General features: G+C 61.9%; 31 protein-coding genes, 1 tRNA gene and 1 pseudogene. 12 read left to right on the top strand and 21 right to left on the bottom strand.

The window, feature by feature from the left end:
* Nucleotides 1-269 precede the first annotated feature (269 nt).
* Together C4901_RS09200 and C4901_RS09195 are read left to right on the top strand one after the other, a co-directional pair.
* Nucleotides 270-1,826 carry an IS66 family transposase gene (locus C4901_RS09200; RefSeq protein ID WP_168185579.1) on the top strand — a complete coding sequence of 519 codons (1,557 nt, stop codon included), beginning with the start codon at nt 270-272 and terminating at the stop codon, nt 1,824-1,826.
* Nucleotides 1,823-2,719, top strand: coding sequence for a DUF4338 domain-containing protein (locus C4901_RS09195; protein WP_110137078.1), 897 nt, complete (start codon nt 1,823-1,825; stop codon nt 2,717-2,719). Before C4901_RS09200 ends, C4901_RS09195 begins: the two co-directional genes overlap by 4 nt.
* A 226-nt stretch (nt 2,720-2,945) precedes the next feature.
* Here C4901_RS09195 and C4901_RS09190 read toward each other — a convergent pair whose 3' ends face one another.
* From C4901_RS09190 to C4901_RS17680, 5 genes are all read right to left on the bottom strand, one after another.
* Nucleotides 2,946-3,236: a CopG family ribbon-helix-helix protein gene (locus C4901_RS09190; protein ID WP_110137077.1), complete on the bottom strand. Its 291-nt coding sequence runs from the start codon at nt 3,234-3,236 to the stop codon at nt 2,946-2,948.
* A gap of 237 nt (nt 3,237-3,473) precedes the next feature.
* A complete protein-coding gene (locus tag C4901_RS09185; protein WP_110137076.1) occupies nt 3,474-3,992 on the bottom strand; it encodes a hypothetical protein in 519 nt (172 codons plus the stop codon).
* A 76-nt stretch (nt 3,993-4,068) separates the two neighbouring features.
* Nucleotides 4,069-5,136, bottom strand: coding sequence for a hypothetical protein (locus C4901_RS09180; protein ID WP_110137075.1), 1,068 nt, complete (start codon nt 5,134-5,136; stop codon nt 4,069-4,071).
* Nucleotides 5,137-5,312: 176 nt separating this feature from the next.
* On the bottom strand, nt 5,313-5,663 hold the full coding sequence (locus C4901_RS09175; RefSeq protein ID WP_145960678.1) for a hypothetical protein: 351 nt from the start codon (nt 5,661-5,663) through the stop codon (nt 5,313-5,315).
* Nucleotides 5,664-5,719: 56 nt separating this feature from the next.
* Nucleotides 5,720-6,265: an ImmA/IrrE family metallo-endopeptidase gene (locus C4901_RS17680; RefSeq protein ID WP_168185647.1), complete on the bottom strand. Its 546-nt coding sequence runs from the start codon at nt 6,263-6,265 to the stop codon at nt 5,720-5,722.
* A gap of 310 nt (nt 6,266-6,575) precedes the next feature.
* Between C4901_RS17680 and C4901_RS17675 the strand changes: the two genes are divergently transcribed.
* Both C4901_RS17675 and C4901_RS09165 read left to right on the top strand, forming a co-directional pair.
* On the top strand, nt 6,576-6,764 hold the full coding sequence (locus C4901_RS17675; RefSeq protein WP_168185646.1) for a hypothetical protein: 189 nt from the start codon (nt 6,576-6,578) through the stop codon (nt 6,762-6,764).
* Nucleotides 6,765-6,964: 200 nt separating this feature from the next.
* Nucleotides 6,965-7,441 carry a hypothetical protein gene (locus C4901_RS09165; protein WP_110137072.1) on the top strand — a complete coding sequence of 159 codons (477 nt, stop codon included), beginning with the start codon at nt 6,965-6,967 and terminating at the stop codon, nt 7,439-7,441.
* A 248-nt stretch (nt 7,442-7,689) separates the two neighbouring features.
* On the opposite strand, the gene C4901_RS09160 is transcribed toward C4901_RS09165, so the two are convergent.
* On the bottom strand, nt 7,690-8,079 hold the full coding sequence (locus tag C4901_RS09160; protein ID WP_110137071.1) for a hypothetical protein: 390 nt from the start codon (nt 8,077-8,079) through the stop codon (nt 7,690-7,692).
* Between the two features lie 54 nt (nt 8,080-8,133).
* Nucleotides 8,134-8,922: a metallophosphoesterase gene (locus C4901_RS09155; RefSeq protein WP_110137070.1), complete on the bottom strand. Its 789-nt coding sequence runs from the start codon at nt 8,920-8,922 to the stop codon at nt 8,134-8,136.
* A gap of 107 nt (nt 8,923-9,029) precedes the next feature.
* On the opposite strand from C4901_RS09155, the gene C4901_RS09150 reads away from it, so the two are divergent.
* Both C4901_RS09150 and C4901_RS09145 read left to right on the top strand, forming a co-directional pair.
* Nucleotides 9,030-9,377: a DUF4313 domain-containing protein gene (locus tag C4901_RS09150; RefSeq protein WP_110137069.1), complete on the top strand. Its 348-nt coding sequence runs from the start codon at nt 9,030-9,032 to the stop codon at nt 9,375-9,377.
* Nucleotides 9,374-9,772: a hypothetical protein gene (locus C4901_RS09145; protein ID WP_110137068.1), complete on the top strand. Its 399-nt coding sequence runs from the start codon at nt 9,374-9,376 to the stop codon at nt 9,770-9,772. Before C4901_RS09150 ends, C4901_RS09145 begins: the two co-directional genes overlap by 4 nt.
* Nucleotides 9,773-9,850: 78 nt before the next feature.
* On the opposite strand, the gene C4901_RS09140 is transcribed toward C4901_RS09145, so the two are convergent.
* The 10 genes from C4901_RS09140 to C4901_RS17665 form a co-directional block, all read right to left on the bottom strand.
* Nucleotides 9,851-10,444: a hypothetical protein gene (locus C4901_RS09140; protein ID WP_145960677.1), complete on the bottom strand. Its 594-nt coding sequence runs from the start codon at nt 10,442-10,444 to the stop codon at nt 9,851-9,853.
* A gap of 434 nt (nt 10,445-10,878) precedes the next feature.
* The gene (locus tag C4901_RS09135; protein ID WP_110137066.1) at nt 10,879-11,157 is read right to left on the bottom strand and encodes a hypothetical protein; all 279 of its coding nucleotides are present in this window, start codon (nt 11,155-11,157) and stop codon (nt 10,879-10,881) included.
* Between the two features lie 3 nt (nt 11,158-11,160).
* Complete coding sequence (locus tag C4901_RS09130; protein ID WP_110137065.1) at nt 11,161-11,613, bottom strand: hypothetical protein; 453 nt, start codon at nt 11,611-11,613, stop codon at nt 11,161-11,163.
* A gap of 121 nt (nt 11,614-11,734) precedes the next feature.
* Nucleotides 11,735-12,721: an IS1595 family transposase gene (locus tag C4901_RS09125; RefSeq protein WP_110137064.1), complete on the bottom strand. Its 987-nt coding sequence runs from the start codon at nt 12,719-12,721 to the stop codon at nt 11,735-11,737.
* Nucleotides 12,722-14,201: 1,480 nt separating this feature from the next.
* Entirely contained in the window at nt 14,202-14,738 is a 537-nt protein-coding gene (locus C4901_RS09115) for a hypothetical protein (protein WP_110137062.1), read from the bottom strand.
* Between the two features lie 16 nt (nt 14,739-14,754).
* A complete protein-coding gene (locus tag C4901_RS09110; protein WP_145960676.1) occupies nt 14,755-15,318 on the bottom strand; it encodes an NUDIX hydrolase in 564 nt (187 codons plus the stop codon).
* Between the two features lie 87 nt (nt 15,319-15,405).
* Entirely contained in the window at nt 15,406-15,903 is a 498-nt protein-coding gene (locus C4901_RS18975) for a prepilin-type N-terminal cleavage/methylation domain-containing protein (RefSeq protein WP_110137060.1), read from the bottom strand.
* A gap of 407 nt (nt 15,904-16,310) precedes the next feature.
* Nucleotides 16,311-16,793, bottom strand: a complete 483-nt coding sequence (locus C4901_RS09095) for a hypothetical protein (RefSeq protein ID WP_110137058.1) — start codon at nt 16,791-16,793, stop codon at nt 16,311-16,313.
* Entirely contained in the window at nt 16,790-16,966 is a 177-nt protein-coding gene (locus tag C4901_RS17670; protein ID WP_168185645.1) for a hypothetical protein, read from the bottom strand. Before C4901_RS17670 ends, C4901_RS09095 begins: the two co-directional genes overlap by 4 nt.
* A 184-nt stretch (nt 16,967-17,150) precedes the next feature.
* Complete coding sequence (locus C4901_RS17665; protein ID WP_168185644.1) at nt 17,151-17,720, bottom strand: hypothetical protein; 570 nt, start codon at nt 17,718-17,720, stop codon at nt 17,151-17,153.
* A 120-nt stretch (nt 17,721-17,840) separates the two neighbouring features.
* On the opposite strand from C4901_RS17665, the gene C4901_RS17660 reads away from it, so the two are divergent.
* From C4901_RS17660 to C4901_RS19360, 4 genes and pseudogenes are all read left to right on the top strand, one after another.
* Nucleotides 17,841-18,455, top strand: coding sequence for a DUF3800 domain-containing protein (locus C4901_RS17660; RefSeq protein WP_168185643.1), 615 nt, complete (start codon nt 17,841-17,843; stop codon nt 18,453-18,455).
* Nucleotides 18,456-18,889: 434 nt separating this feature from the next.
* Nucleotides 18,890-19,039 (top strand): annotated as a pseudogene (locus C4901_RS19370) (IS1595 family transposase); the annotation flags it as partial.
* Nucleotides 19,040-19,673: 634 nt separating this feature from the next.
* The gene (locus C4901_RS19365) at nt 19,674-20,006 is read left to right on the top strand and encodes an HGGxSTG domain-containing protein (RefSeq protein WP_370445896.1); all 333 of its coding nucleotides are present in this window, start codon (nt 19,674-19,676) and stop codon (nt 20,004-20,006) included.
* A gap of 72 nt (nt 20,007-20,078) precedes the next feature.
* Entirely contained in the window at nt 20,079-20,291 is a 213-nt protein-coding gene (locus tag C4901_RS19360; RefSeq protein ID WP_110137054.1) for a terminase small subunit, read from the top strand.
* A 6-nt stretch (nt 20,292-20,297) separates the two neighbouring features.
* Here the strand turns inward: C4901_RS19360 and C4901_RS18885 are convergent, their stop codons facing one another.
* From C4901_RS18885 to C4901_RS09055, 4 genes are all read right to left on the bottom strand, one after another.
* Nucleotides 20,298-20,426, bottom strand: coding sequence for a hypothetical protein (locus tag C4901_RS18885; protein ID WP_255410670.1), 129 nt, complete (start codon nt 20,424-20,426; stop codon nt 20,298-20,300).
* Nucleotides 20,427-21,004: 578 nt separating this feature from the next.
* A tRNA-Leu gene (locus tag C4901_RS09065) sits at nt 21,005-21,091 on the bottom strand.
* 260 nt (nt 21,092-21,351) lie between these two features.
* A complete protein-coding gene (locus C4901_RS09060; RefSeq protein WP_145960675.1) occupies nt 21,352-21,948 on the bottom strand; it encodes a choice-of-anchor Q domain-containing protein in 597 nt (198 codons plus the stop codon).
* Complete coding sequence (locus tag C4901_RS09055) at nt 21,918-23,108, bottom strand: right-handed parallel beta-helix repeat-containing protein (RefSeq protein ID WP_145960674.1); 1,191 nt, start codon at nt 23,106-23,108, stop codon at nt 21,918-21,920. The genes C4901_RS09060 and C4901_RS09055 overlap by 31 nt, the downstream gene beginning before the upstream one ends.
* Nucleotides 23,109-23,821: 713 nt before the next feature.
* On the opposite strand from C4901_RS09055, the gene C4901_RS09045 reads away from it, so the two are divergent.
* Both C4901_RS09045 and C4901_RS09040 read left to right on the top strand, forming a co-directional pair.
* Nucleotides 23,822-24,433 (top strand): undecaprenyl diphosphate synthase family protein, encoded by a 612-nt coding sequence (locus tag C4901_RS09045; RefSeq protein WP_110137050.1) that lies wholly within the window; start codon nt 23,822-23,824, stop codon nt 24,431-24,433.
* A gap of 84 nt (nt 24,434-24,517) precedes the next feature.
* Nucleotides 24,518-25,912 carry a deoxyguanosinetriphosphate triphosphohydrolase gene (locus C4901_RS09040; protein WP_205735911.1) on the top strand — a complete coding sequence of 465 codons (1,395 nt, stop codon included), beginning with the start codon at nt 24,518-24,520 and terminating at the stop codon, nt 25,910-25,912.
* Nucleotides 25,913-26,006 lie beyond the last annotated feature (94 nt).

Raw genomic sequence — 26,006 nt, 5'->3', positions numbered from 1 at the left:
TTGCTGGACACGAGGATGGCGGTGCGTTAGTATGTAAACAATCGGCCAACCCGTCTTGAGTCTGTTGAGGATTTGGGTTAGGGGTGGGGGTGGGAGTTATCAGGCCCACCAAAAAAGATTGCTGGACACGAGGATGGCGGTGCGTTAGTATCCCCTTCATGTCGTACGAAGCCTCGCCAACCCCTATCGATGGAGTCGACGCACCGTTGCCAGAGACGGCGGGTTCGCCGTTTGCCCAGATAATGGTCACTATCAGCAAGCAAGAGTACGTGCAGCTGAAGTGGGACGCACAGTATTGGCAGAAGCAACATCAACGGGCACTGAGTCGCGAGACAGAACTCAAAGGCCAGATCGAGAGGCTGCGCGCGCAGGTGCGCAATTTGCGCCAACGCGTATTCGGACGCAAGACGGAGAAGAGCACCGCGCACAGCGAGCAGCACAGTCAGCCGGAGGCGAAGCGCCCACGTGGTCAGCAATGGGGGAGCGTGGGCCATGGGCGCGTGGATTTCTCGCATCTGCCGGTACGCGTGGAAGACCATGATGTCAGCGAGGCGGAGCGCCGTTGTCCCCGGTGCGGCAAGGCCGCTACGGTATTCCCCGGGACCGAAGAGAGCGAAGTCATTGAGATCGAGGTCCAGGCGTATCGGCGCGTGATTCGACGTAAGCGCTATCGACCGAGCTGCCGGTGCGAGGACTGGCCGGGGATCCTGACGGCGCCTGGGCCGGCCCGTTTGATCCCCAAAGGGATACTGGGGATCTCGGTGTGGGTCGAGATCCTGCTGAACAAATACCTGTATGCCCAGCCGACGAACCGTTTGTTGCGGTCGTGGACGAGTATCGGCTTTACGCCCTCGCAGGGCACGATCATTGGCGGACTGAAACATTTGGCACCGCTCTTCACGCCGGTGGTTGCGGCACTGCAAGCGCAGCAGTTGACCGAGGGGCTGTGTCACGCCGATGAGACCAGTTGGCGAGTGTTCGAGTCGATTGACGGCAAGGTCGGGCATCGTTGGTATCTGTGGGTGATCCGTTCGACCTCGGCGATCGTGTATGTGATGGCACCCGGGCGCGGCGCAGACGTGCCGCTGGCGTATTTTTCCCAGCTCTTGGTGCAGACGGTCGTGGTGTGCGATCGGTACGCGGCGTACAAAAAGCTGGCGCGCCTCATCGACCTGTTACTCGCCTTTTGTTGGGCTCACGTGCGGAGAGACTTTCTCACCCTGGCACGCAGCTATCCGGATACCGAAGCCTGGGCCATGGGCTGGGTGCAGCGCATTGGCACGCTGTATCATCTCAATGATGTGCGCTTGGCCGTGCGCGACGACCCGGCGCGCTTTGCCGAACACGATAGGCAGCTCAGAGTGCATCTCGAGCAGATGAGTGCCGATCGCAGCATACAGCGTGCCGATGCGCGCCTGCCCCCTGCCGCCCACAAAGTCCTGGTGAGTTTGCAGAACCACTGGGAGGGCTTGACGGTGTTTGTCGACCGACCCGAGATTGCCATGGACAACAACCGCGCCGAAAGCGCTCTGCGCAACGAGGTGCTCGGCCGCAAAGCCTATTATGGCTCGGGCAGTGTGTGGGCCGCGCACTTGGCCGGTTCCCTGTTCTCCCTTCTCATGACCCTGGTGCATTGCTGGCAGATCAACCCGCGTCTCTGGCTTACGCAATATCTCCAAGCCTGCGCCGAACACGGGCATCCGCCCACCGATTTATCACCCTTTTTGCCTTGGACGATGAGTGCGCAGCGTCTGGCGGCGCTCCGCTTGGGCGGGGACTCGCCCACGGCGCCCCCGCCCACCGACATCGCGGTCGACACCTCGTGACTCATCGGTATTGCGGACGGGATTTCAGCGCCCAGGATCTGCACCAGATCGTCGATCTGATCGCCCAGGCCCCCGAGTTGTCGCGTACGGCGCTCTCGCAGCGCGTCTGCCAGCAGTTGCGCTGGTTGAAGCCCGACGGCGGACTGAAGGAGATGAGCTGCCGCGTGGCGATGCTGCGCATGCAAGAGGATGGCTTGATCGCCCTGCCGAGGGCGCGGGCCGCCAACTTCGATACCCGGCGCGCGCCCGTCGCCACGGCGGCCACCGATCCCCAGTGCGAGATCACCCAGCGCGTCGATCGTCTCGGAAGGCTGGAGTTTCTCCCCGTCCGTTCGGACATGAAGCGCGATTCGCGGCTCTGGAATGAGTATATCCAGCGCTATCACTATCTGGGCTATACACCCCTGTCGGGCGCGCAGTTGCGCTACTTCGTCGCGATCGACGGGCAGTGCGTGGCCCTGCTCAGCTTTGGCGCCGCCGCTTGGAAAACCGCGCCGCGCGATCAGTTCATCGGCTGGAGCGATACCAAGCGCCGTCAGCACCTGCATCGCATCGTCAACAACGCGCGTTTCTTGATCCTACCGTGGGTGCGATCGCAGGGTTTGGCCTCCAAGATCTTGGGGCGCATGGCCCGCCAGTTGCCTGGCGATTGGCAGAGCCGCTACGGCTATCGCCCCGTGCTCCTGGAGACCTTCGTACAATCGGATCGTTTCCGTGGCACCTGCTACCAAGCCGCCAACTGGATCCCTGTTGGCCAAACCCGTGGTCGCGGCAAACTCGATGTGAATCACGAGCACACCCTACCGGTCAAAGACATTTGGCTGTACCCGCTTGAGAAGTCCTTCCGCCAGCAACTGCTTGAGAAGTCCTTCCGCCAGCAACTGACCGCGTAGCGTACCGCTCTTTGTCGTAGCCATGCCGCCTGCTTATCGCACCAAGCCGTCCGCGTCAAGACGGGTTGGCCGATTGTTTACCAGCGCGCCCCTGCTACCTATTGGTTTTTCGGAAGAATAACGCAGGGGGGCGCTTATCGTCCATGCGGGAACCGGCGGGGGCACAGATGGTACCGGGGGGCGTGTTTACGCCAGCCGGTACGCGCAAGACGCGTCCAGACGAGCGTCACGAGCCGGAATGGGCCTGTTTACGCCGCGTCTGAGCACGCCATGCCCGGGCCTCGGCCTCCCCATCTTCCGCCGCTACCGTATCTCCAGCATCGGCGGCATCGAGGCCGGCCTGCACCGCACTGCGGAACCAGGCCGCATGGGCGCCCGCCTCCTCTTGCGTGCGGACGAAGTCCCGCATGAAGTCGCGCAGCAGCTGCGCGCCACTGCGGTCCCGGGTCTTTGCGGCCGTCGTGAACGCGTCTTTCAAGGTCTCATCCACCCGAAACGTGAAAGTGGCATCCGGCATTATGGCGTCCTCCGCGTGTTATGTACAATGTACATTGTAACACAGAGCCCATCACGGCGCTAGGCTGGGCTCGTGTTGGTCCCCCGGGGACCGGGTCTTGCCACAAAAGCGGCGCCAGCCCGGGCGGGCGCTGAGATGTGTGGCCAAGGTTCGGCGGGACTGCGAAACTCTATGCGGGGACAAAGAATCGCCAGACCCGGAGGCCTGGCGACTGAGTGAAGTTGTCAGAGTCAATCTCTATCCATCGCTATCCCTGCCACACAACCGGCAGATGCGTGGGCCTTCAATCCACTCGTGGCGGCAGGACTCGGCGGGTTCTGGCTCGTCCGGTCGCTCGCTCCCGTCGGTCCTGGACATCTCGTCGGAACTGGAATGGAGAGTCCGAAGGGCCTCCTGGGCCGCCTCGTGGGCCTCGTCGACATCGGACCAGTCCACCGAGCCGCCATCTTCCGCGCCTTGCGTGTAAGCATCGACCAAAAGCTGGCAGGCTCGCAACGCGTGCTGCGCGGCGAGAAGCCGATTGCTCACGGCCTGGCCCTCATCCGTATTGGGGCGGATGACGATGTGGGATGGTGTGGCTTGGCCAACAGGTTGCGTCAATCCGAACTGCTCCCATAAAACGGCTTCGCCCCCGTCATCCCACAGGACGGGATATACACCGACGTCGCCGTCCGCGTAGTGGAACTCGATGGCGAGCATCGTGCCTCTCGGCGGGAGCTCGGGGGTGCGGCTGTCGTTATCTGCGGTCATGGTCATACGACCTCCTCGTTATGGCATCACGAGGTCGATAGGCCCGGCGAAGAATTCGTCTCCCGTCCCTGTCGCCTCTGTGTTACGGGCGGCTGGACGAGGCGCCTGTGGATTTGGCCCAGGGAGCTGCGGAGCCGCATGGAGTGAGGAGGCCTCGGTCCCGTAGGACGGAGGCCTCCTCGACAAGGCGCCACAGCGGGGCGAACTCGCCCGGCGAATATTTCCAGGGCCGCAGGGCCTGGTGGCGGATGCGCAACGATTGCACGCCAAGGTAGAGAAAGTAGGCGTAGGCTGCGGCTATGGACCATGCCAGCGTCCTGAGAATATGCGGGGCCCACTGGGGCGCCAAGTCGCGAGGGACCCAGAGACCCAGCAGAAGGGCCGCTCCGGCCACCAGCCAGACCCACCCGAAACGCGCAAAGACGTCACGCAGCATGCGAGCGGGTCGTGCCATCGGTCCCGTGTAGACGGGACAGCTGGCGAGGAGTTTGTAGCCCATGCCGTTGCCCTCGGCGAATGGGCCGGGCGCCGCCTGGGGTGGCGCCAACAGGTCTATGACTTCCACCAGGGTACGGTCGTCTGCGCTGGGGGTCGGTGGGGGTAGCGCCTCGCCCATGACTTCCCGCGGGCGCTCTCGCCGTGCGCGCACGCCACGCCCCACAAGGTCCGCGATGGCCCACACCCCGTACAGGGTCCCCATGGCGATGACCACGGCGAAGCTCAGCCAACCGACAGTGCGGGCGGCCGAGGGCGAGGGCCTCTCGTACGGATAGACGCCGATACGGAATGTCAGGACCAACAACCCCGCGCCGCCCACGACCCACATACCCCACTCGAGAGCGAGCCGCAAACTCTCCGGTATGGGCGGCATATACTGGCGACGGTACCGTGCCGCTGCGAGGTCGCGGGCCTTCAGCAAGTCCCGCCACTCTGGCGGCGCGCCGGAGTCCTCCCAGAAACTGCACGCCCCGTGTCTCGGCCAAAACCTCAGCACGTCATCGAGTCCTTCCGCCAGCATATTTCCCGAATTGAATATCGCCAGTAGGGTGAGCATTGTCAACAACGAACTCCCCGGCCAAGGGTGCAGGAGGGAAACGGCCAGCGCGCTGCCGCACACGAGATAAAACAGCAAGACGGCGAGAAGGGTCATGGGGTCAGCCTCAACTTTGACTATCGCCGCTTAGGCCCCGCCGGAAATTCACCCCCACACAAAGGGGGTGGACGAGTTAATAGGCCATGCCTCCCTTCATGCCCCGCATGCTGCGTCGAAGTTGAGAAACTGGAAAAATGGCTTGCCTGGTAATCATGTTCGCGCGCAGGAAAGCGCTACGCCTTGAACAGGCCACGCGCAATGACAAGGATAACGCCGAAGGTCTGGAGGAGCGTGCCTCCGACGTAGACGTTGAAATCCACGGAGTTGAAGTGTAGACAGCCCAAGCCGCGGGCCAAGAAAAACCCGTTCAATACAACGAGCTCAGTGACAAGTAGCCAAAAGAAACCGCGGCCGTACCAGGTACGGAGTTCGATGTTATTGTTGAGGTCCTTATTTTCGAGGTGGTTGCGAGTCTTGTCGGGGTCGTCGCCCATTCGTTCCGCAAAACTCTCGACGCTCGGTTGGGACGGTTGGGCGGGTTCTTGCTCGGGGACTTTAAGCTGCTGAAGTAGCCGCGCGGCCAAGCTCGAGTCTGCGGACCCGGAGTCTGGTGAAGCTTCCTCGGTAGGCGATGCCACCGTCAGTCGGCGGCTTCAAGGCCGAGGTTACACAGTCTAAATCTCATTGCCTCGGCCGATACGCCGAAGAAATCCGCGAGCACCAACAGGTTCCAGCCCTTTTGTGCAGCTTTTTTAACCGCTTCGGCCGGCATCAGCAGGGCAGCTGCAAACGCGTTCGCGAACTGTTCCTCCATATCTGTGCCGGAGCTGGAACGCCCGTCCCGGAAATCCACGTACGCGTAAGTGCTGGTGTCCGCGTAATCGCAAGCTTCTTGTTGCTTGACCCGCTGGTAGTAATGCCCGAGTTCGTGAGCGCAGGTAAAGCGTTGCCGATTACGCGGGTCGACCCGGTTGAGTATGACGACAGGCGCTCGCCCGGGCACTTTGGCGAGCTGCCCAGCTACCCCTTCATTAAGGGCGGCGCTCCACACCTCCAATCCAAGCTGTTTGGCCAGCCGAAATGGGTCAACCGGAAAACCCCCGTCGCCCCACAGATTGTCCAGGGTGGATTGAGCGGCCTTTTCAGCGGCTACCACTACGGGTGATTTTCTGCGCCCGGGGAACATGTCGCGTATTCTCGCCACGGCGCCGGCTAAGCACAAGCTGGCTTTTGAGGCGGCTCGGGCGCCAGCCCGCGCTGATACAACACCGCGTCGACCTGGGCGGTCTCCGTGCGAGGTGTTTCGGGTTTCTCCTAGGAGCCAACACCGGCAGCAACAAGGGCGATATTCCGCATCAGGATTTTTGCGCATGAGGCTTATAGGCCCCCCGCCTGAATTCACGGGCGGGCCTATAACGAAGACCGCGAATTTTTCGCTGTGCCTATCCCCGCGTGTCCCATAATTTCGCGCCTTATCAGGCGCGAGGAGAAAATCCATGACCAAGGCCAAGTCCAATGTCGTTCGTATGTTCCAGCCGATGCAACCCATGCAAGCGGGCACCCCGGCCGCCCTACGCCGCGCTGGTAAGACCACGGCAGACCGCGCGCGACAACGCGACAGCAAGCTTTCCGGGAAAAGCCGGGAAGAGGTGCTGGCTCTTCTCACCAAAAAGAGCGCCGGCTAACCGCCGTGCCACTTTCTTTCAATCAGGCCGCTGCCCGCGGCCTGATTTTTCTTTTTGGGAGACCTCGTTCCGTCCCCCGTGGGTCGCTCCCAAGAGGCCCGTGAATTCCCGGGAGGGCCTAAGGCGATGGGCGTAGGGCTCGGGGGCCGTCTTCGCGTGCCGTCCGAAACCCGCCTTAACCCACAGAACGGAGGGTCAAAATGACCATAGCCCCACCAATCCACGCTCCCGAGAAATCCCCGCAGGACGACCGCGAATTGCCGGCCGCCCTCTTAAAGCTTCGGATGGGGGTCCGGCTTATCACCATGACCGCCACGACTAACCTGCTCGATGCGGCGCAGCGAGCCGTGCGGCAGACCGTAGCCCCCGCGCTGGCGGTATCCCTTGCCCAAGTGCGAGACCCGGGCGCTCCGCCCGACGTGTACCGGCCGGGTATCACCGTGATGCCTCTCCACGAGACCGGCCCCGCCGTCCCGGCCGGCAATGCCCAGAGGGGGCATAGCCTGTTGTCCGTAACCATCGAGGTATCGACGTGCCTGCGGAAGGGCCGTGTCGTGCCCGCGTACATTCTGCACGTCGCGGGGTCTGACAAAGCCGGGCCGCTGTACACGGATGCGGAGGCCGCCTTGTCCGCGGCCCTCGAGTGGGTGCGCGGCTCGAAGCGACCCGCGGAGTAGACGCGTGAAATGTGCAGGACCCGTGCTCAACCCCCACAAAGAGGGGGTTGTCCACCCCCACAGAGGCGTCGTATGGCCAAAGGTACGGTTACCGTTGTCCTAGCCCTGCGTGCTTCCGCGCGTCAAGGACCAGCATCTCGGCGTTCTCGGATTTCGCGCGCATCGGACAAATTAACGGCGGACGTCCTCCTTACCGTCAGCTAAAAAAACGACCCTCACGGGAGTGAGGGTCGTGACCGAACAACGCGTCAAGTGTTGGCTAAGGCCTTCTCCAGCAGCGCAATCATCGGCTCGGGGTCGTCGTCGCGATAGAATGCTCGCCAGGGGCCCTCGCCTTCCGCGTCGCACGGGAACCCCGAGACTCGGGCCAGGAGGCAGGAATCACAACTGACGTCCGCGCTCCAGCAGAGGGCACAACTGCCGGAGTCTATCGCCAGTCGTCCATCTTGGCCACACACCCGTCGACGGCCGACGGTGAGCTTGTCGGATAAACACACGTCGTGCTTGAGCAGCGCTTTCAGGCGCAACCCGCGCCACTTGCGCAGCGAATGCTCCACGGCGGCTCTCAAGGTTGCTAGCGCCTCCGGACTATTGGCCGGGACGGGGTAAAACTCCTGTTTCCACGTCTTGAGACTCATAACCCACCTCATCCTCGTTGAACACGAGGGCTGTAGGGCCAACGGCAGATTCGCCTAGACCTCGATGATGTTGGCGGGAATCCCTGGGATGGTCTCGCCAGGGTAACCCACGGGATTGTTGACCACACGCGTCCGGCCGACCTGAAAGTCGACCGCCGCGTGCGTGTGGCCGCATATCCACGCCGCCGGTTGGTATCGGTGAATCACCTCCTCTAGGTCCGAGCAAAATGCCGCAGCCAGGACGTTGTTCTCGAAGGAGGGGTGATGGCACCGCGGGCTCGGGCAGTGATGCGTGACCACGACGGTCGGGCCGTCAAAGGACTTGCTCAACTCGGCCTCGATGAATTGCCGCGATGCCTCGTGCAGCTTCAGCGCGTCATCCGGCGTGAAGGCCCGGCCCGCCATACGGATGCGAATGTGGTCGGACAGGCCGACAGCGGCCGCGGCCATGTGGGCCGCCCGGTCGGCGCCGCCGTTGAGATAGTCGGTCCACAAGGTGGAGCCGATAAACCGGACGCCGCCCAGGATAACGACGGCGTCGTCGAGGAGGGTGACCCGGGCCTCAGCCTTCGCCTGCTCCCGCAAAGCCGCGCGCAGCGTGGGCAGGTCGTGCCCATAGAACTCGTGATTGCCCGGGACATAGAGTATGGGCCGGTTCCACCGGCGTGCCTGGCCGCCCGCCCACTGGAGCCCTTGCACGCCGGGACCGATGTCTCCCGCGAAGACCGTCACGTCGGCCTCTTTCGGCCACGCGTCGAAGGGGGGTGAATAACCCCCTCTGTGTGGGGGTGGCCGTTGCCGCCAAGAGGCCAGGTGGACGTCGCTGACTAGGTGGATTTTCATAACGCCTCCAGGGGGCGTGTATAGGCCCAGGCAGAAATTCGGGCGCGAAACAGCCGAATCTTGCCGCGGGCCTATCTCCGGGTGTTCAACAACCCGTAGGAGGTTTTATGCCACCTGTCACAACCAAGCGCACAGCGGCCCAAGGCCCGTTCTTCGTGACGGTCCGGGGCACCCATCTGCGCGTGTTGTTCTCGCGCTATCGCGACAACCAGCGCACGACCATCCACCTCAGCGACATCGAGACCGGCGAGCCCTACGCCACCGCCACGGTGAACATCCCGGAACTCCCGCTCAAGTCGACGGAGGTGTTCGTCAAGGACTATAGCGAGAACGAGGGCGTGCTCGAGGCGTTGGAGCGTGCGGGTATCGTGCGGCACACGGGGCGCCGTATTCGGTGCGGTTTCGTGGAGGTTCCCATCTGCGAGCTGCTCATCGACACGGAGGAGGACCAGTGAACATTCTGCAACCGGCACGCACCGAGGAAGACACCGAGTATTTCCTGGTGTACGTCACCACAGACGACGCCGGCGCGGGCTTTCAGTTCCCGTGCGACGCGACCGGCATCCCCGACTTGGCGGGGCGACCCGTCGCTCAGGCGAATTACGAGGCCTGCTGTCGCGGAGCGGTCCATGGCCGGCGCGTGGAGTTTGTCGGCCTGCTGGAGCACGTGCAGTATCGCCGCATCCCGGCCGAAGGGCGTTGCACGTGCGGTCGCCTCGTGGTGCTGGAGGGATTCACCAACACCTGTGACTGTGGGCGGGACTACGACAGCAGTGGGCAGGAGCTGGCTCCTCGCGAGCAGTGGGGCGAGGAGACGGGGGAATCCCTATCTGACATTCTGCGCCTTTGAGCCCATGTTTGTTGGCCGGGGTTCCCCCGGCCATTTTTTCTGCCGCCGAAAACCACCCTGCGACGTGCTGTTTCCGCATCAGCTGCGCGCAAACCAACGCCGCCACGCGGGACGTTCCAGCGCGGCAATGAGGTGGCGCAGCCCTTCGGTGTCGAGAGCGTTCGGCCAAGCGACCCGCAGCGCGGCCCGCGGGGTCTCCAGCATCGCCGTGTTGGCGTGCCGGTCGCGTTTCCAGCCGGCCGCATCGTCGCGCCGGACAAGTTGGTTGTCGTGTCGCAGGAGGCCGAGGCGCCGCTGCACCACGATGTCCGAGGCCTGGGTGAACAACACGCGAAATGCCTCGTCGAGTCGATAGTGCGAGAGCGCGACGCCACGCAGTTGGGTCCGTGTGTCCGCGGCGAAATCGAAGCGCGCGATGGCGGTGCGATGGTTTCCATCGCTGTCTACATACCACGAAAAACCGTCGAGGGAGATATACGACATCTCGGGCAGTTTCCGCGCTTCATCGCGGTAGTAGCCTGGATTCTCTTCCCAGAGACGATGGTTGAGTGACATGCGTTTGCCCTGCGCCAGGAATTCAAGCCAAGTCAGGCCCTGGTAGTCGGGGTGGCGAGTGCCGGTGACCGCGAACACGTTGATGTCCCCGCAGGCCTGCCATTCGTGAACGGTCACAAATGGCAGCCCGCGCCGAAATCGGTCCTCAGGGAAGGCCTCGATGGCGGTATGGGCCCAATGCGGAGGAGCCGCCTCAAGGAGGAGGCTGGTAAAATTCAGCGACATTAGGGTTGGCCCAGGGCTGCTTTTGTCCTACTGTTTCTTGGGGACACGCCGCGCGGCGCCGCGCACTCTGTCCACCGAAGACCGACGCGCCTCGTATCACTGATGGCAAGCAGTGGGCCGAAATCCTGGGCGAAACGCCGAAGGCGCCGGCGGGGTGGGGAAATCTCTGACATAGACGAAACCTCTTGTTGCGGAAGTGTCCGCCCTATAGGCCCCGCTTGAAATTGGCTGCGCATTAATCCGCGCCGGGCTTTCCTGCTCTCGCCTTGTTGCTTGCTCATCTCCACGCCTTACGGCATAGAGGTGCACCTTCGGGCCGAAAGGCGTTACTGCCGCAACCCAAGCTTGCGGTTCGCGGCCTTGATGCGCTCGGCCGGGTCGAGCCCCATCCGCGGGGTGAAGAGGTGCGTCAGGAGCGACGCGTGGCTGCGAACGGTGGTCTTGACGCCCCACAGCAGCCACCCGCCAACGCCGCCCATGAACGTCGAGAACACCCAAGTCACTCCGCCGACGAGCGGCTTTACCAGGTGTTCCACGCCCGGAATCTTGCTCAGGATGATGAGCAGGATGATGAATGCCGCGGCAAGCAAAAAGACTGTTGACATGCACTACCCTGCCATGAAGTCCGCGTAACGCTGTCCGAAATGCAGCCCTTGCTCTCCGTCCGGGACACGTGTGGGGTGCCGCATCGGAGAAAATACGTACGACGCCCGGCGGGGGTCGTCCGCCTCCAGCGTATCAATGGGCGTGCGCAGCAGCGGGGTGACGACGTGGTAAGTGCGGGCGCCGATGGTGAGGATGGCCTCACCTATCGGAAGACCGGCCAGTTTGTCCACGGAGACGCGATAATCCTCGCGCTCTGACCAGCTTTGGCCCACATTGCCGGAGGCGCTCTGCGACGACTGCGGCGCCGCGCGAATGACATGCGCGGACTCGCCGCTCGACTCCGAGGTGGAGATGCCATACTGGAAGCGCCGCACCTTGCCGAGCATCTCCGCGGCGGCCTCGGCCGAGTCGTTGCCCCCAAAGCGGAAGAACGCCTTTTCCCAGGTGTTCTGCATGATGATGTCGGCGAATTCCGGGGAGATGTCCCGCAGGTTGCCGAAGGCCTGGAAGCCCGGCAGAAGCGCTATGCGCGCGGAACGCGCCTGTTCGAACCATGCCTATCCGGTTGGTTGCCAATCAAGTTTTTTGGTGAGTCCATTTGCCACTGTACAGCATTTCGTACGTGGGAGCCTTTGCGTTGGCAGCCAACCCAAGAACTGAGTTGAATGCTGTCATCGGATAGAAGCGACGATTAAAGCGAAACACAAACTCATTGAGATACGCCTGCAGATGCTTATGACTGACGCCATGATGGGTTCCGAGCAGCCAGGTTTTCAAATTTGAGAAGGCAATGTGAATCATCGGCAGGTGAGCTTCTGTCCTTTCGGGATCGCCGTTCAGTACCAGTGGTTTGTGCGTGTACCCCATAGTCGCCAAGTCATCGTACCCGCGCCAACCATCGGTGCGCACAATCGCCCCGTTTGCCGCGCTGTCACGCACAAACGCCGTAAGCGTTTTGGACTCGCGATTGGGAACGACGCGCAATCGCAGTCGCCCCGCGTAATTCTTCCTATTTGGAAGTTCGCCATTTTTCTTGACCGACTTTTGACGAATTTCAATAGCGCCAACTACTGTGGCCATACGGTGAACTCCGCGACCCTGACCCTTTGTGCGCCCGCCAACAAGAGCCTCGTCAACTTCGACCGGATATAGCGATCCGATGGTGTCGCGCTCTGGTCTGACCATGCCCGCGCGAAGTTTATGCAAAAGTTGAAAGGCCGTCTCATAGCGAGATAACCCCAGTTGCCGTTGAAACTGAAGTGCCGATTGGCCTGGCGTTTGTGTCGTGACGAGATAGGCTCCCCAAAACCAAATGGACAATGGCACGCGACTGGCCCTCATCACTGTATTGGCAGTAAGCGACACATTGGCCTGGCAGGTGCGACAGCGCAAAACAACCGACGTTCGTTTTGCAAAGCGATACGGCTCCCCTGTCGCTTCACACTTGCGGCATGAAAATCCCTGCGGCCATCGAAGGTGCTCCAGATATTTTGCGCAGGCCTTATCATCCGGGAATACTTCCTGGAATTCGGGGAGCGATGTCGGGAAGCCTCTGGGATCCATCCACCAAATTTAACGCCAAAACACCGCTTTGGCAACCAACCGGATAGGCATGGTTCGAACAGCCGCGCGATGCCCTGCATGACATAGGAGCCCATCTCGTCGAGGGCCGCATGGAACGGTGGCCAGGGGCGCTGCTGCTTGGGCAAGGCCTGGATGTTGGCCACCGCCGTGCGAAAATCCGAGACCACCATCTTTCCCAGGTTGAGCGCCGCCGTGTCCTTGCCCATCGTGGGCAACATGACATAGAGCATCTTGTTCGTGCGCAGGATGTCCGTCAGGTCGATTTCCGGGGCATAGGTGTTGAACACCTGCCCGAACTTCCCCTGCGCGAACAGCGCGATGCGGCCGGCCATGCCGCCAAGCGTGTCCTTCATCTTGTTCACGTCGATTTGGACGCCCTGCGGCGTCCCCTTGCGGAACTTGTCGAGGAACACATCCAGGGCCATGCGCTCGGTGCCCTGCGGGGTCATGCGCAAGAGCTGTTCGATGGCGGCCCCGGACTGCAGAAGGATGGAAAGGTCGGTGAAGTTGTAGCGCAGCTTGCAGGCTTTGAGAGCCCCAATAAAAACGGTGAGCGCTTGGTTGGCGCTCTGGCGGTAGTGGTCCGCGCCCGCATCCGCTTCGCTCGACGGCACGAGGTTCAACAGTCGCGACGCCACTTCGTCAGCATCGCCGGAGAGGATGGGGTTGTAAGTGTTCGAGTGCTCCGGGTCGTTCACGTTGAGCACGTAAAGTTCGTGCTCGCGGCCGCACAGGCGCGCCAGGTAGCCGAGGACGTCGCGGGTATCGGTGTCCAGCTTCGCGTCCACGAAAAGCCATCCGCCGCCCAGGGCCATCTGTTGCCAGAGAAGCCACAGGAGGAGCGTCGTCTTGCCGACACCCGACGCCCCGACCAGCGCCATATGGCGCATGAACAGGTCGTAGGGGACCCGGACGGGCGTGTGGGTATCGCGAGTATACCCCACGATGGGGCCGGCGTCGGCGTAGACCGGGTCGGAGGGCAGCACAAACCCCTCACGCGGGTCGGCGTCGACCGGGTCGAGCCATTCACAGGCGCGCGGCCAGGCCAGACCCGCGCCGCCGAGCGCTGAGAGCCCAAGCCCAACCGCGGCGGCCGGCCCATTGCCGGCGAAGGCCGGATGGGCGGCCACGGCGGCGCCGCTTGCCGCCAGCAGGTTCCAGGCATCCCAGGCGCCGAGCAGCGGTTTGGCGCGAAAACGACGGGTGGTGAACTTTGAGTGAGCCATGTCGTTGTAGGCTCCCGCCAAAATTCGGCGGGAGATATATCTCCCAGGCCAAGAGGCTGCGCTGCTCCCGCTCTAAAACCGCGGGAGATATATCTCCCAGGCCAAGAGGCTGCGCTGCTCCCGCTCTAAAACCGCGGGAGATATATCTCCCAGGCCAAGAGGCTGCGCTGCTCCCGCTGGGACAGACAAAGAACATCCCGCCACTGCGGGGAGGGGTAGGTCCCGTCAAAAATTCACGGTTTCAGACGACACGCACAGACGGCTGGCGAAACCGCATAATGCGCCACCAGGCGCTCCATGGCCTGAATGAAGGTATGGGCATCCTCGGGCGATAGCACCTTCGTCAGCACATCCCCGACCAGGTAGCCCATCTCGTCCACCGTGGGCGCGCTGATGACAATAAACCGCTCGGCCTTGTCGTTCACAATTCCCACGAACTCGCAGGCACGCCGCGCTTGCGTCACCGCTTGACATCGCGCCAGCATATCCAGCCGGGTCTCGACCTCCGGGAGTGATGTGCGCTCGCTGGCGCGAGTACCCCGCAGGGAGCATCTCCTGCGAAAGCAGGAGCGCTGGGCTTCAGACTCCGGGTCGGGGGTGATGGCCTCGACACGCACTGACGATGGTGCGCCGGGCGTGGTTACGGCCTGAGTCAACAGCGCCTGCGCGTCGGCGCGGGACAATGGTTCGGAATCTTCGTCGCGCCTGATGCGGCAGGGGCGCGCTTCGGTGTCCTCATCAAGCCGCACTGTCACAATTTGTTCTGACATGACAACCCTCCTCAATTTAGCGTTGCGCCCGGGTGGCCGACCACAAGGCCCAGGTGGCCAATGTGAAACCATCACGAATTTCGCCTTGGCGGATAAGCGCCGCCAGATGGTCGGGCGGCACCCACATCAAACTCTGGATTGCCGCGCGCTCAACGGCGTCGGGATTGCGGGCGCGCTGCTGGGCGCGTAAGCGCAGGGTCGTGGTGCGCGCCGTGTAGGCCTCGACATGGGTCGCGATGAGACCCGCATCCGGATAAATGGACCCCAGAAACCGCAAGGTGCCGCGGTCGACCGTGTAGCCGGTCTCCTCGTGGCCTTCGCGGACCGCACAGTCCGCCAGGGCTTCACCCGCCTGGGCCCCGCCGCGTGGGAACTCCCACAATGCGGCGTCGGCCGCGACGCGGTAATGGCGCACGAGCGCGATGGTCTGGTCGGCACGCTGTAACAAGAGCACGGCCCCGGAATGGGCCTGCTCAATCCAGTGGTACGGCGCGCGGCGGCGCACCGCAAACCAGCGGTTCTCGTAGACCGTTTCGACGGGGTTCTCTGGGGTCGCATCAGGAGCGGATGATGGCGGCATCACATGTAAAAACCTCTCGGTGATGGTGAGGAAATGGCAACGACCGGGCGATTGAAGCGCGCCGGCCGTCGCCGTTGGCAATACCTTTTAGCAACCGCTCGTTGTCGTGGTCACGGTGGGCGTCTGCCCGATATTGTCCGCCTGCACGTAAGTGACCTCGCACTGGGCATTCGCGGGGCTTTCGTAATAAAAGTAAGCCAACGGCGTGTTGGCAGAAAACACAAACGGGAAAGCCGCCGTGGGCGACCCGGTGTATCCTTGCAGCGTCGCGGGGATACCCGTGCTCGTAGAATCCGGGTAACCGTACGCGGTCGTGACGGTGCTGCCATCCGGTAGGGTCACGGAGCCGGTGGACCCTAGCTGGTTCTGGACCGCGGCCAGGGCATGGACCATATCGGCTCCTTCGGTCACCGCCCCGGCCGTGCCGTTGACAACGGAAATCCGCGCTTCCGTGCTCAGCCCCATGAACTTAGGCAGCGCGACCGCCGCCAGGATGCCGATGATGATGATGACAACCACTAGCTCGATGAGCGTGAATCCGGACTGGCTGGTATTGCGGTTGGTGGAACGTCGATTGAAGGCCATGAGGCTTCTCCTGTGTGGTGACGTTGTGGCCCTGTGGCCTTCGTCGACACCCATAGGCACACGCCAAAATTCGCGGTTTCAAGCCGCCCGCCCAATAACCGCGGGCAATAAAACGCCGTGCCGGAGGTTCCGGCACGGCGTTAGGCCAATTGGCCTGCCCTACGAGAGATTACGGTTGATGCCTCACAACAACACCTGCGAAGAGTCCGCGGGCCGCCCCAGGGGCGCATACCGAGCACAGACAGTCGGTGTGGTAGTACAGCGCGGATTGGTGGAGAAAACAGCTGTTCTCGCCCATTGCGTCAGCCTGGAACATGCGGACGCCAATGGCGGCGGCGGCCACCGGGTCGGAGCAAAAACACCGTGCGACCTGCCGCGCATCGTCTTCGTTACGAAACATGCTCTTTCTAGCCATGTGTTGCCTCCTGTGTGCCCTGTGAAGGCGCGGGCACGTCTTCCTCGGCGACAAAGCCCCACATCAGGACAAAGGCACCCGCCTCCGAGGGCGCGACGACCGTCTTGTCATCGACCTCGATTAGGCCATCGCTGTTTTTGGCATATACGTCCCGAGCGGCCCGCGCGTAGGGGTTCTCCTCCCGGCGTTCGCCAAAAAACTGGAGACACTCCGCGAACGTGAGCCCCGCGGCCTTCAGGTGGCGCAAGGCCGCGAAGCGGGCCGAAGGGCTATCAAACCGCCGGCGCTTCGCTCTCCGGCCCCACATCGCCTGCATGTCGTCGTAGACGCGCAGTGCGTCGACCAAGTGGTGGGCGGCGTACAGGGCCACCTGGGAGTCGAGGGTGGGTGTCTTGGTTTCGGTGTATATGCGCACGGCGCATTCGAGGAACAGGCGCCGATATTCGGCTTCTCTGCCACCATCGCCGGTGCTCATAGCCCGCGCCCACGCGCGCGCTGTAGCTGCGCCAGAATCTCGAGGCGCGAGCCTTTGAGGCCGGCCCGCCGCGCCTTGTCCACCGCCGTCTTGCCGTAGCGTGTCAACGCGGCGTTGGGGCTGGACATGGGCCGAATGGCTTGGAAAATGCGTACACTGTCACGTTTTTTCATGAAGACCTCCGTCAGGGAAATTCACGGAAGGGATAGGCTCCCGCCAAAATTCGGCGGGAGATGCGTACCTTCCACGCCCGGTGCGCGGAAGCCCGGGGGGGAAAATTCAACGGGGGGCGCAAAAAACCCCGCGCCGAAACAGGCCGCGGGGCGGGCCGGCCATGCCATGGTCGGCCATGAAGATTTAACTGGCCGTTGTATCTTTGGCCACGGCTGGCAACATGACGTAGAGCCTCTGGTTATGACGCAAGATGTAAGGAGCCCCTATGTCGGCCAGGTCGATTTCCGGGGCGTAGGTCGCGGCGTCCACCAAGGCCTGGACGAGGTCTTCGTGGGTCCGCGGAGAAGCGTCTTGCCGTTCGCTTCCGCGCGCGGCGGGGTGTGCGACGCTCAAGGCGCGCACGGCTTCGACGAGCGCGGGGCGCACCGCGGCCGGGCAGCCTTCCCTCAGGGCAGCCAGGGCCTTGAGCAGGGCCTGGCCAGCCGCTGCGGTATTGGGCTCGAGCGCTATGTCCTTTGCGACGCGCGCCACGCCGGGTATCTCCGCCCGGACGATGCGCAGGCTATGCGCGGTGCTCGGGTCGCTAGCGAAGCTATAAAACAGGTCGGCCTCAAGCGCAGTCCAGGCCGTGTGCGCGAGGGATGCGTCCAGCCCGCCAGTTTTGCGCAGCTCCGCGTACTGGTCGTCCGGAATCTCGACGTCGAAAGAGGTGTACTCGCTGACGTCGCGGCCGAGGGTCACATGCAGTTTCATGGGGGTCTCCCGTGTGTGGAACACGGGGAGATAGGGCCTACGCGAAATTCGCTCATCTCTGCCGTGGAGACGGGGTGCGCACGATGTATACTGACGGCTACCTTATCAAGGAATCGGCCGGTGCTCGTGTTTATCGACGAAAGCGGTGACCCGGGATTCAAGGTGACAAAGGGGTCTACGTCGCATTTCGTCCTGGCCATGGTGATTTTTCGCGACCGCCAGGAGGCCGAGCGGGCCAGCGCGGCCATCCGGGAAGCCAAACTGGCCCTGCGGGTAAAGACCGAGTTTAAATTCAACAAGTGTTGCGATAATGTGCGCGACGGATTCTTTCAGGCCGTGCGGCCATTCCGGTTCGGCGTGCGCGCCATCGTGGTCGATAAAGCGCGGGTTTACAGCACGCACTTGCGAACCGAAAAGGAAGACTTCTATCGCTACTTTGTGCGTCAAATGGTGACCCACGACGGTCAGGTGCTCAAGAAGGCGCGGCTGAAAATTGACGGCAGCGGCAATCGTGAGTTCCGGCGGGAGTTGTGGCGTTATTTGCGGGAAAACGCTAGGCCTGGTGCCATCGAAGACTTGCGATTTGTCGATTCCAGCCAGGATACGCTCATCCAGCTGGCAGACATGGCGGCGGGGGCCATTGCCCGGTCGTACAACGCCGATGCCCGTAAGAATGCCACCCGTTGGCAGGGTCAGCTGAAGGGGAAAATCGAGAACGTGTGGAACTTCAGATGATGCGCAAAAAGGCAAAAATGCGCCCGTGGCATCCTAGACCGGAGATTTCCGGCCACGCGCACCATACGGTGACAATTCGGAATGCACGGGCGACTGGGTGCGAGATAATTTAGACAACAACATCACAGACTGCAACCGCAGCCGACGAACGGTACAGCCTCAGTTCGGCAAGTATGGCTGAGCTCCATCTCCGGACCATCAAAACGGTCTCGGGTGGCCAAGTTCAGCCTATCGGGCGCCCCGGTATCTCTATAGGCCCGACGCGAAATTCGCGGGGGATGTGCCGCCCATAAAAACACGGGGACCACCAGGGTCCCCGCTCGTACGAATCATGCCTATCCGGTTGACGCCCAAAGCCACTATGGGTAGTGTTCTGGCATGGCCAAGCCTTTTCCGACAACTCTGCTGGAATTTCAGCGCATGTTCCCTGATGAGACGAGTATGTGTTCCGGTTCAACCGGCGCTTCTACCCCATGACGGCGTTCGCCTCGGTTCTCGGCATAGGCACGCGTGTGGACGGGCCAACCTACGATGCGCTGTACGCCGGAAATTGGCATCATTCGGCTACCTTGGCCAAAACGTAGCCACTACAGGTAGCGCCCTTGGGCGCCAACCGGATAGGCATGGTCTGAACCAAGCCCACACCACTGAGGCCCGGCAGGTTATCGCGGCAAGGGCGGCCTTAGAGGCGGCACAGGAACGGGCGGGGATACTGGAACATGAGGGAGGATTGAAGCGCACCGAAGCTGAACGAGTCGCCAAGCTGGCCGAAGCTTTCTATAACCACTTGTTCGGACCGGCACAGGCTACGGGCTGCTGTTATGCGCCCCGTAACAGATATTGCGCGGAAGGTCTGAAGCTTCGGGACGTTTACTATGACGCTGCGAAAGCGGCAAAGAAGCTCGCATGAGCAAAATGGAACGTGATACGCTATTGTGCAACCGTTACGAATTAGGGGGATGCATGGCCGGACGGAAGCCACTATTCAAAACCGCCATGACGGCGGCTGATCGCATGCGCCGTTCGCGGGCTCTCCGTCATGAAGCCTTGGGCCGCATTACTGATGACGTAACCCAAGCGCCTACGGGACTTCTGGCGCAAGCCCTAACTCGACAAGTCATGCACCCGCACCCCGACCCTGAGACGCACAAATGGCTTATGCAACGGTATCTGAATGAATTGTGCAACCGTTACGAAACGAGGATGCAGGGGGATTAAATGAACATGATGCGCGAACTGGCCCGATCTTTGGGTATGCCTGTTTCCCTAGTTCATTTGGCTTTCAATGAAGAGAAACGCGAGAACCGCGCCCAAGGCGTACTCGTGGGCTACCGTAACGACCATCGGCCTTATGTCGATGCAGATGGCGAGGTCCGATGCGCGGCTCGTTGTCGAGACGGACACCCCTGCAAGCGTAAAGGTCTAGGTGGCGGCCATCGGTGCCCAAACCATGGCGGCATGAGCACAGGCCCCCGGACGCCCGAAGGAAGACAGCGCAGTCTGGAAGCATTGGCGCGATACCGGGCGGGGCGGAAAGGTGAGAAAACCTAACAAAACCTGACTTTCTCACGCGTAATGCGTCATGGGGTACTGCGACGGTTGCCGTGCCATGGATAAAGCCGAATGGCGCACAGTTCGGGCTACAGTCCCAAGACGGCTGATCAACAGGCATCGCGCTTGTTAACAAATATCAAGGTTCAGGACGCAGTACGGAAACAGCGCGACAAAACGCGCGCGCGAGACTGGCACCAACCTTCTGCCGCCCCGGCCCTTCCTCGCCACAGCGGCCTATCGGAACCGGGACAAGATTGTGGAGGAAGTTATGGGGCTTTTTGAGAAGGCTTAGTGCGCAAGCGTGAGTAGGATGCGGTGCGCGGCCACAAGGCGCGGGTAGTTAGCCAGAAACTCGGGCTTATTCAAGCTCATGCCGTACTCGCTCTCGATATGTACGATGCTGTCAGCGGCGCTCATGGCTTCATGCACAGGTGGTCCCAGTTGCACCGTGCTCGGTGGCCGGTTCTGAGCGGCCGCTAAGGCCGGATTCTCTAGTGCCTGTTCTCGACCCATTCCGTGCGGATGGGGGACCCGACATGCAAAAACTCTTTGAAGACCGTGAGCCCCCATATCGGCCCGCCACACCTTCACATAGCGCCACTGTGACATGGGATGCGCGACGGTAGTAAGGACGCGGTGCCAGTACAACCCCTCTTGGTACGCTGTCCGTGATGCACTCAGCTCGCACCGTGCGAAAGACGTAATTTCGGCGGAGCGCGTCACAGCCACCGCTGACATCGGAAAGAGCAAGACCATCATCCAGACCCAATAACGCATAAGGCCCTCCCATGATTGAATCGTACAAAGTTGGCGTTGAGGTCGCCTTTTTATTATCGTGTTCGCCCTGAATAACCCGACTCTAGCCGGGAGTCAAGGGGATGGCGGGATAGCCCCGAATAGGCCCCAAATCGCTCCAACTGCTTACATAGTGCTTACACGGAGAAATCAGGGTTTTGTGAGGTCTTGGGAGTATCGCTGTAACTCATTGATTTACTTGGTGCCCGAGGCCGGACTCGAACCGGCACAGCCTTACGACCGAGGGATTTTAAGTCCCTTGCGTCTACCAATTTCGCCACTCGGGCGGCGCCACAAGACTAGAGCTTCTGGGTGCGCATGGCAACGGGGCGCGTGGCCGGTTTTTGAGCACGACCACGGTATCTGATGGCCCCAGAGGTTTTGGTGGCAAGCGAGCGCCTTTTGCCATGGAGTAGGGCGGCGGTGGAGCGGGATGCGCTTTTCTGCGGTTCGATGGGGGGGGGGGGGGGGTGTGTTTACGGAAAGGGGGCGCCCGAGGAAAAAGGCCCCGGCGAGGCCGGGGCAAAGGATGATGCCATGAAGGAGCTTATTGCGCGGATTGGTACGCGCCCAGGTCGTAGGATCCGCTCGTCGGTCGCGCCACGCCGTTGAAGTCGTGGGTCACGGATGGTAGGACGATACCGGCGTTGATGGCGGGGCTGTTGGCGCTCAGCGTAAGTGTCGAGGTGCTGGCATAGAGCGGATTGGCGACCACTGTGTACTTGTCAAGGCCCGTGGTCTTCTGCCAGGTGGCAAACGGCATGCCGTAGATGTTCTTGTCGTCCCACTCGAAGGTGACGCCGTTCGGGTTGTAGTACATATTGTGATCGATATGGAGTGTCGCGTAGTTGGTCATGGCGTGTGGCGCAATGACCTCCATGGGACGATTCGTTAAGTTATAAAGGATGTTGTTGCGGATGTAGACGTTGGTGCCGGCCTGATGGAGCGCGGATTCGTTCGAGATCATGATGCCGCCATGGCGGCTGATCGCCGTGTTATAGCACGAGTTGTTGTAGATCTCGGCATTGTAGGAAGACGACTCGGCCAGACACGCGCTCTGGTCGTTGGTGATGACGTTGTTCTTGACGATGCTGTTGTAGGACGATCGCCGTGTTATAGCACGAGTTGTTGTAGATCTCGGCATTGTAGGAAGACGACTCGGCCAGACACGCGCTCTGGTCGTTGGTGATGACGTTGTTCTTGACGATGCTGTTGTAGGACTCGTAGGTCTTGCCGGGGAGCAGGTACTCGACGCCCGTGGACTCGCCTAGCATGATGCCGCGGCTGTAGATGTTGTTGAGGGTGTTGTCCTCGAAGGTGATGTTGCCGGCGTTGCCCTTGCAGTACATGCCGATCGAGGCGACACTCGACGCCCGTGGACTCGCCTAGCATGATGCCGCGGCTGTAGATGTTGTTGAGGGTGTTGTCCTCGAAGGTGATGTTGCCGGCGTTGCCCTTGCAGTACATGCCGATCGAGGCGACATTATAGACGGTGTTGTGGGCCACCAGCACGTTTTGCGAGCCGACCATGTCCACCCCCTGGGCGTTGCTGCCGGGGGCGGCGTTGTTGTTATGGATCTTGTTGCCCCAGATCACCACGTTGTGGGCGGCCTGCACGAGCTTGACGAGGTCGTTATGGGCGCCGGAGATGTCATTGTCCACGAGCTTTACGTCCGGGACCGAGATCTGCACGGTGTATTGCTGGGCATTGGTGATATTGAGCCCCTTCACCTCCCAGTAGGTGGGCGCCCCGGTGGTGTTGTAGAAGAACACATCGTTCATGGTGTTGCTGCCGTCGATCGTGACCTGCTGGTTCTGGTAGGGTTCCAGGGTGATCCAGCCGTTGGCGGTGCCTGGGTGATCGATGGTGATGCCGCCCGGATAGGTGCCGCCCATGACCTCGATCGTGCCGCCCGGCCCCACCGCCTCGATGGCATGCTGGATCGTCAGAAACGGCGTCTGCGGGCTTAGCCCGTTATTGCTGTCCGAGCCGGTCGTCGCGACATAGTACGTCTGGCCGGTGCCGGCGCCCGGGGTGTTCAAGGCAAGCCCCATGGGGATGGTGCTGCCGGTGATGGGGGTGGTGGTGCTGGCGTTGCTATTGGCGCTGGTGTTTGTTGGCGCGCCGCCGCTGGAGGGCTGGGCGGCAGGGCTTGCGGTGGTCCCGGCGCCGCTGCCGGTGCCCCCGCTCACGCACGCAGACAGGGAGGCGGCGATGGCCAGGGGCAGCAAAAGCTTCTTAAACGAGTGACCGCTATTCAGGAAAGACGTATTCGTACCAACCATTGTGACTTTCTCCGTCAAGGCATCATCCTGCGAGTTTCATCCCTATAAAGGCAGGTCGACACAAACGTGATTTCCCGATCCCTGGCAACGGAATGCATGGTGGCTCACCCATCAGGATGGCTCATAGCCGTTCCTGATGAAGTCCCAAGGCTAAGGGATGTATGGAAGCGTCTGGTTGAAGCGGGCTGACGGACGGTCGTTTTTTGGCAATGGCGTGTCGGCGCACCTGAGATGATTCGGCGTTCATGGGCGCAAGGGGCAAGTCTATGCGCGGCGGAATCTGAACGATGGGCGGTCGTATCTCAATGGGGCCCCTGGGGGGTCTCCGGACCATGGCACGGCAAGGGTGTCGGGTAATCGATAGAACTGTGCCGCGACCAGACCCGGGTCCTGGTCCGATGACCCGGATGAGATGTGATGCCGCGCGCCGTGTGCCTCCCCGGCATATGGCGAGACGCACGGCAAAAAGGGTGTGTCACGCAGGGCGTGCCCAAGGGTTCTGGCGTGTCGGCAGACCGGACAGAATGGAGGAGCAATCACGGGCCCTCAAGAGGCGTCTTAGGTATGACAGGTGTTTGTCGGTCACTTACGGGGATACGGTCCCGGCGGACGGCTGTGTTAAGGCATGGCGCGAACCCTACGGCTCTGTCCGCTTTACGTTCACCCCTTTAGGCGCTGCCGCAGCGCCGGGGGCGCGCGTAGACTCGCGGACGATTGGTATCGAGGGGCTCATGAGAACTGCGCTTCCGCAGCACATAGGTTTCATTCCCGACGGCAACAGGCGTTGGGCGCAAGACAGGGGGCTTGCGCGCGAGCATGGCTATGGGTTCGGGGTAGAGCCGGGGGTGCGGTTGTTCGAGCACTGCCGGGACATCGGCGTAAAGGAGATATCGATCTACGGTTTCACGCGCGACAATACCAAGCGGCCGGCGGCCCAGAAGGAGGCGTTTTCCGAGGCGTGTGTGCGCTTTGCCAATGAGCTGAAAGGGCGGGGTGCGGCACTGCTCGTGCTCGGCGACGAGGACTCTGGCGTATTCCCGAAGGAATTGCGGGTCTATCGGGAGCGGCAGGGGGTTGGTATGAAGGTCAATCTGCTTGTGAATTACGGTTGGGATTGGGATATAGAGGGCCTGCGCCATGGAGGCTTACGATCGGGGGCCGTATCCAGGATCGATCTGATCGTGCGCTGGGGCGGCGGCCGGCGCCTGAGCGGATTCCTGCCGATCCAATCGGTGTATGCGGACTTTTTTGTCGTCGACGAGTACTGGCCGGACTTCACCATGGATCAATTCGAGGCGGCGCTCCGCTGGTTTCGGGCACAGGACCGCACCCTCGGGGGCTAGGCGCCGGCGAACAGGGCCTCTGCACTCATATCGCGGGCAGGCCCGTGCTAGGATCATGGTCTGGCGGTATCGGTGGAGGCGGCGGTGGATCGGAAGGGGGGTCGGGGGCAGGCTATGGGCGAGGCCATGAGTTGGCACTCATTACTGACGTCGGCGCGTCTTGGGGTATCGGCGGTGCACGGGTCGCCGACCACCGGGCGCAGTGAATTTCAGAGAGATTTCGACCGCATCATCTTCTCCTCGGCCTTCCGGCGACTCCAGGACAAGACCCAGGTGTTCCCTTTGGCGGAGAGCGATTATGTGCGCACGCGTCTCACGCACAGCCTCGAGGCCTCGAGCGTCGGACGCTCACTCGGTACGCTCGTCGGCGCGGGCCTCAAGGCGCGCTATCCGGAGATCGAGGATCTTCAGGTGTCGCCGTCTGACATAGGCGCGATCGTCGCGGCGGCATGTGTTGCCCACGATATCGGTAATCCGCCGTTCGGTCATTCGGGTGAAGATGCCATCCGCCTTTTCTTCGAGACCCATGCCACGGGCGCGGATCTTCTGGCATCCTTGTCCGAGGCCCAGCGCGCGGACTTTTTGCAGTTCGAGGGTAATGCGCAAGGGTTTCGAATCCTGACCCGGCTACAGAGCCCGGACAATCGCGGCGGCCTGCAATTGACCCTGGCCACCCTCGGTGCGTTTACGAAATATCCCCGCGGCGCACGTCACGATCCCGTTTCGGGGGCGGTCAGCCTGCGCAAGCATGGCTTCATGGCGGCCGACGAGGAGCATTTCGCGCAGGCGGCCCTGGGACTGCGGCTTACCGCGCGCGCCGACGGCGTCTGGACGCGTCACCCGCTGGCCTACCTTGTGGAGGCCGCCGATGACATCTGTTACCACGTTGTCGATGTGGAAGACGCTTACCGACTCGGCATTCTGTCTTATGGGGATGTGGAGGGGGTATTGGCAGGGATCATCAACGATCCGGCATTGCCGCGGCGCCTGGCCGGCATGAATGACGACAAGGGGCGCATCGAATATCTACGCGCGCGCAGCATCAATACCCTGGTAGAGCAGGCGGCACAGCGCTTTCTGGCAATCGAGGATCAGTTACGCGCCGGAGATTGCGATGTCCCGTTGCTCGCGGAGGTGAGCGCCGCAGGTGGCATGCAGGCATTGCGCCGTCTCGGCGAGCAGCGTATCTACATGGCGCCGCCGGTGGTGGAGATCGAGGCCGCGGGATTCGAGGTCCTGGCCGGGCTGCTCGCGGTGTTCGGGGCGGCGATCGAGGCCCAGGCCCGCGGTCGGATCAACGCCCGGGATCGAATGCGCCTGAAGCTCGTGCCGGCGCAGTTTCTCGGACCAAACGGCGGAGTTCATGAAGACCCCTATCAGCGTCTCTTGCGCTTGACAGATTTTATATCTGGAATGACAGACACTTACGCGGTATCTCTCTACAAAAAGGTTACTGGTATTTCTCTGCCGGGCGGGTGAGTGCTTGGGTCATCGCGGTCTCATCCGGCCAATGACGGACTGAACTGGGTCCGGGAAATGGGAGACAGTCTCAGGCACGGAAGATCGCGCGGCC

Source organism: Acidiferrobacter sp. SPIII_3 (assembly GCF_003184265.1).
In the GTDB taxonomy this organism is placed as follows: domain Bacteria; phylum Pseudomonadota; class Gammaproteobacteria; order Acidiferrobacterales; family Acidiferrobacteraceae; genus Acidiferrobacter.
Note: the sequence above shows the minus strand (reverse complement) of the source record. Positions and strands in the feature narration are given on the sequence as shown.

Excerpts from the sequence above, each read along its gene's own strand:
- C4901_RS19365 (WP_370445896.1), top strand. The coding sequence starts at position 19,674 with ATGAACATGATGCGCGAACTGGCCCGATCTTTGGGTATGCCTGTTTCC.
- C4901_RS09045 (WP_110137050.1), top strand. The coding sequence starts at position 23,822 with ATGAGAACTGCGCTTCCGCAGCACATAGGTTTCATTCCCGACGGCAAC.
- C4901_RS09135 (WP_110137066.1), bottom strand. The coding sequence starts at position 11,157 with ATGTCAACAGTCTTTTTGCTTGCCGCGGCATTCATCATCCTGCTCATC.
- C4901_RS17670 (WP_168185645.1), bottom strand. The coding sequence starts at position 16,966 with ATGAAAAAACGTGACAGTGTACGCATTTTCCAAGCCATTCGGCCCATG.
- C4901_RS09110 (WP_145960676.1), bottom strand. The coding sequence starts at position 15,318 with ATGCCGCCATCATCCGCTCCTGATGCGACCCCAGAGAACCCCGTCGAA.
- C4901_RS09125 (WP_110137064.1), bottom strand. The coding sequence starts at position 12,721 with ATGGATCCCAGAGGCTTCCCGACATCGCTCCCCGAATTCCAGGAAGTA.
- C4901_RS09190 (WP_110137077.1), bottom strand. The coding sequence starts at position 3,236 with ATGCCGGATGCCACTTTCACGTTTCGGGTGGATGAGACCTTGAAAGAC.
- C4901_RS09060 (WP_145960675.1), bottom strand. The coding sequence starts at position 21,948 with ATGCCGAGATCTACAACAACTCGTGCTATAACACGGCGATCGTCCTAC.
- C4901_RS17680 (WP_168185647.1), bottom strand. The coding sequence starts at position 6,265 with ATGTTCCCCGGGCGCAGAAAATCACCCGTAGTGGTAGCCGCTGAAAAG.
- C4901_RS18975 (WP_110137060.1), bottom strand. The coding sequence starts at position 15,903 with ATGGCCTTCAATCGACGTTCCACCAACCGCAATACCAGCCAGTCCGGA.
- C4901_RS17675 (WP_168185646.1), top strand. The coding sequence starts at position 6,576 with ATGACCAAGGCCAAGTCCAATGTCGTTCGTATGTTCCAGCCGATGCAA.
- C4901_RS09180 (WP_110137075.1), bottom strand. The coding sequence starts at position 5,136 with ATGACCCTTCTCGCCGTCTTGCTGTTTTATCTCGTGTGCGGCAGCGCG.
- C4901_RS17665 (WP_168185644.1), bottom strand. The coding sequence starts at position 17,720 with ATGAAACTGCATGTGACCCTCGGCCGCGACGTCAGCGAGTACACCTCT.
- C4901_RS09095 (WP_110137058.1), bottom strand. The coding sequence starts at position 16,793 with ATGAGCACCGGCGATGGTGGCAGAGAAGCCGAATATCGGCGCCTGTTC.
- C4901_RS19360 (WP_110137054.1), top strand. The coding sequence starts at position 20,079 with ATGGCGCACAGTTCGGGCTACAGTCCCAAGACGGCTGATCAACAGGCA.
- C4901_RS09160 (WP_110137071.1), bottom strand. The coding sequence starts at position 8,079 with ATGAGTCTCAAGACGTGGAAACAGGAGTTTTACCCCGTCCCGGCCAAT.
- C4901_RS09155 (WP_110137070.1), bottom strand. The coding sequence starts at position 8,922 with ATGAAAATCCACCTAGTCAGCGACGTCCACCTGGCCTCTTGGCGGCAA.
- C4901_RS18885 (WP_255410670.1), bottom strand. The coding sequence starts at position 20,426 with ATGAGCGCCGCTGACAGCATCGTACATATCGAGAGCGAGTACGGCATG.
- C4901_RS09130 (WP_110137065.1), bottom strand. The coding sequence starts at position 11,613 with ATGCAGAACACCTGGGAAAAGGCGTTCTTCCGCTTTGGGGGCAACGAC.
- C4901_RS09165 (WP_110137072.1), top strand. The coding sequence starts at position 6,965 with ATGACCATAGCCCCACCAATCCACGCTCCCGAGAAATCCCCGCAGGAC.
- C4901_RS09115 (WP_110137062.1), bottom strand. The coding sequence starts at position 14,738 with ATGTCAGAACAAATTGTGACAGTGCGGCTTGATGAGGACACCGAAGCG.
- C4901_RS09185 (WP_110137076.1), bottom strand. The coding sequence starts at position 3,992 with ATGACCATGACCGCAGATAACGACAGCCGCACCCCCGAGCTCCCGCCG.
- C4901_RS09150 (WP_110137069.1), top strand. The coding sequence starts at position 9,030 with ATGCCACCTGTCACAACCAAGCGCACAGCGGCCCAAGGCCCGTTCTTC.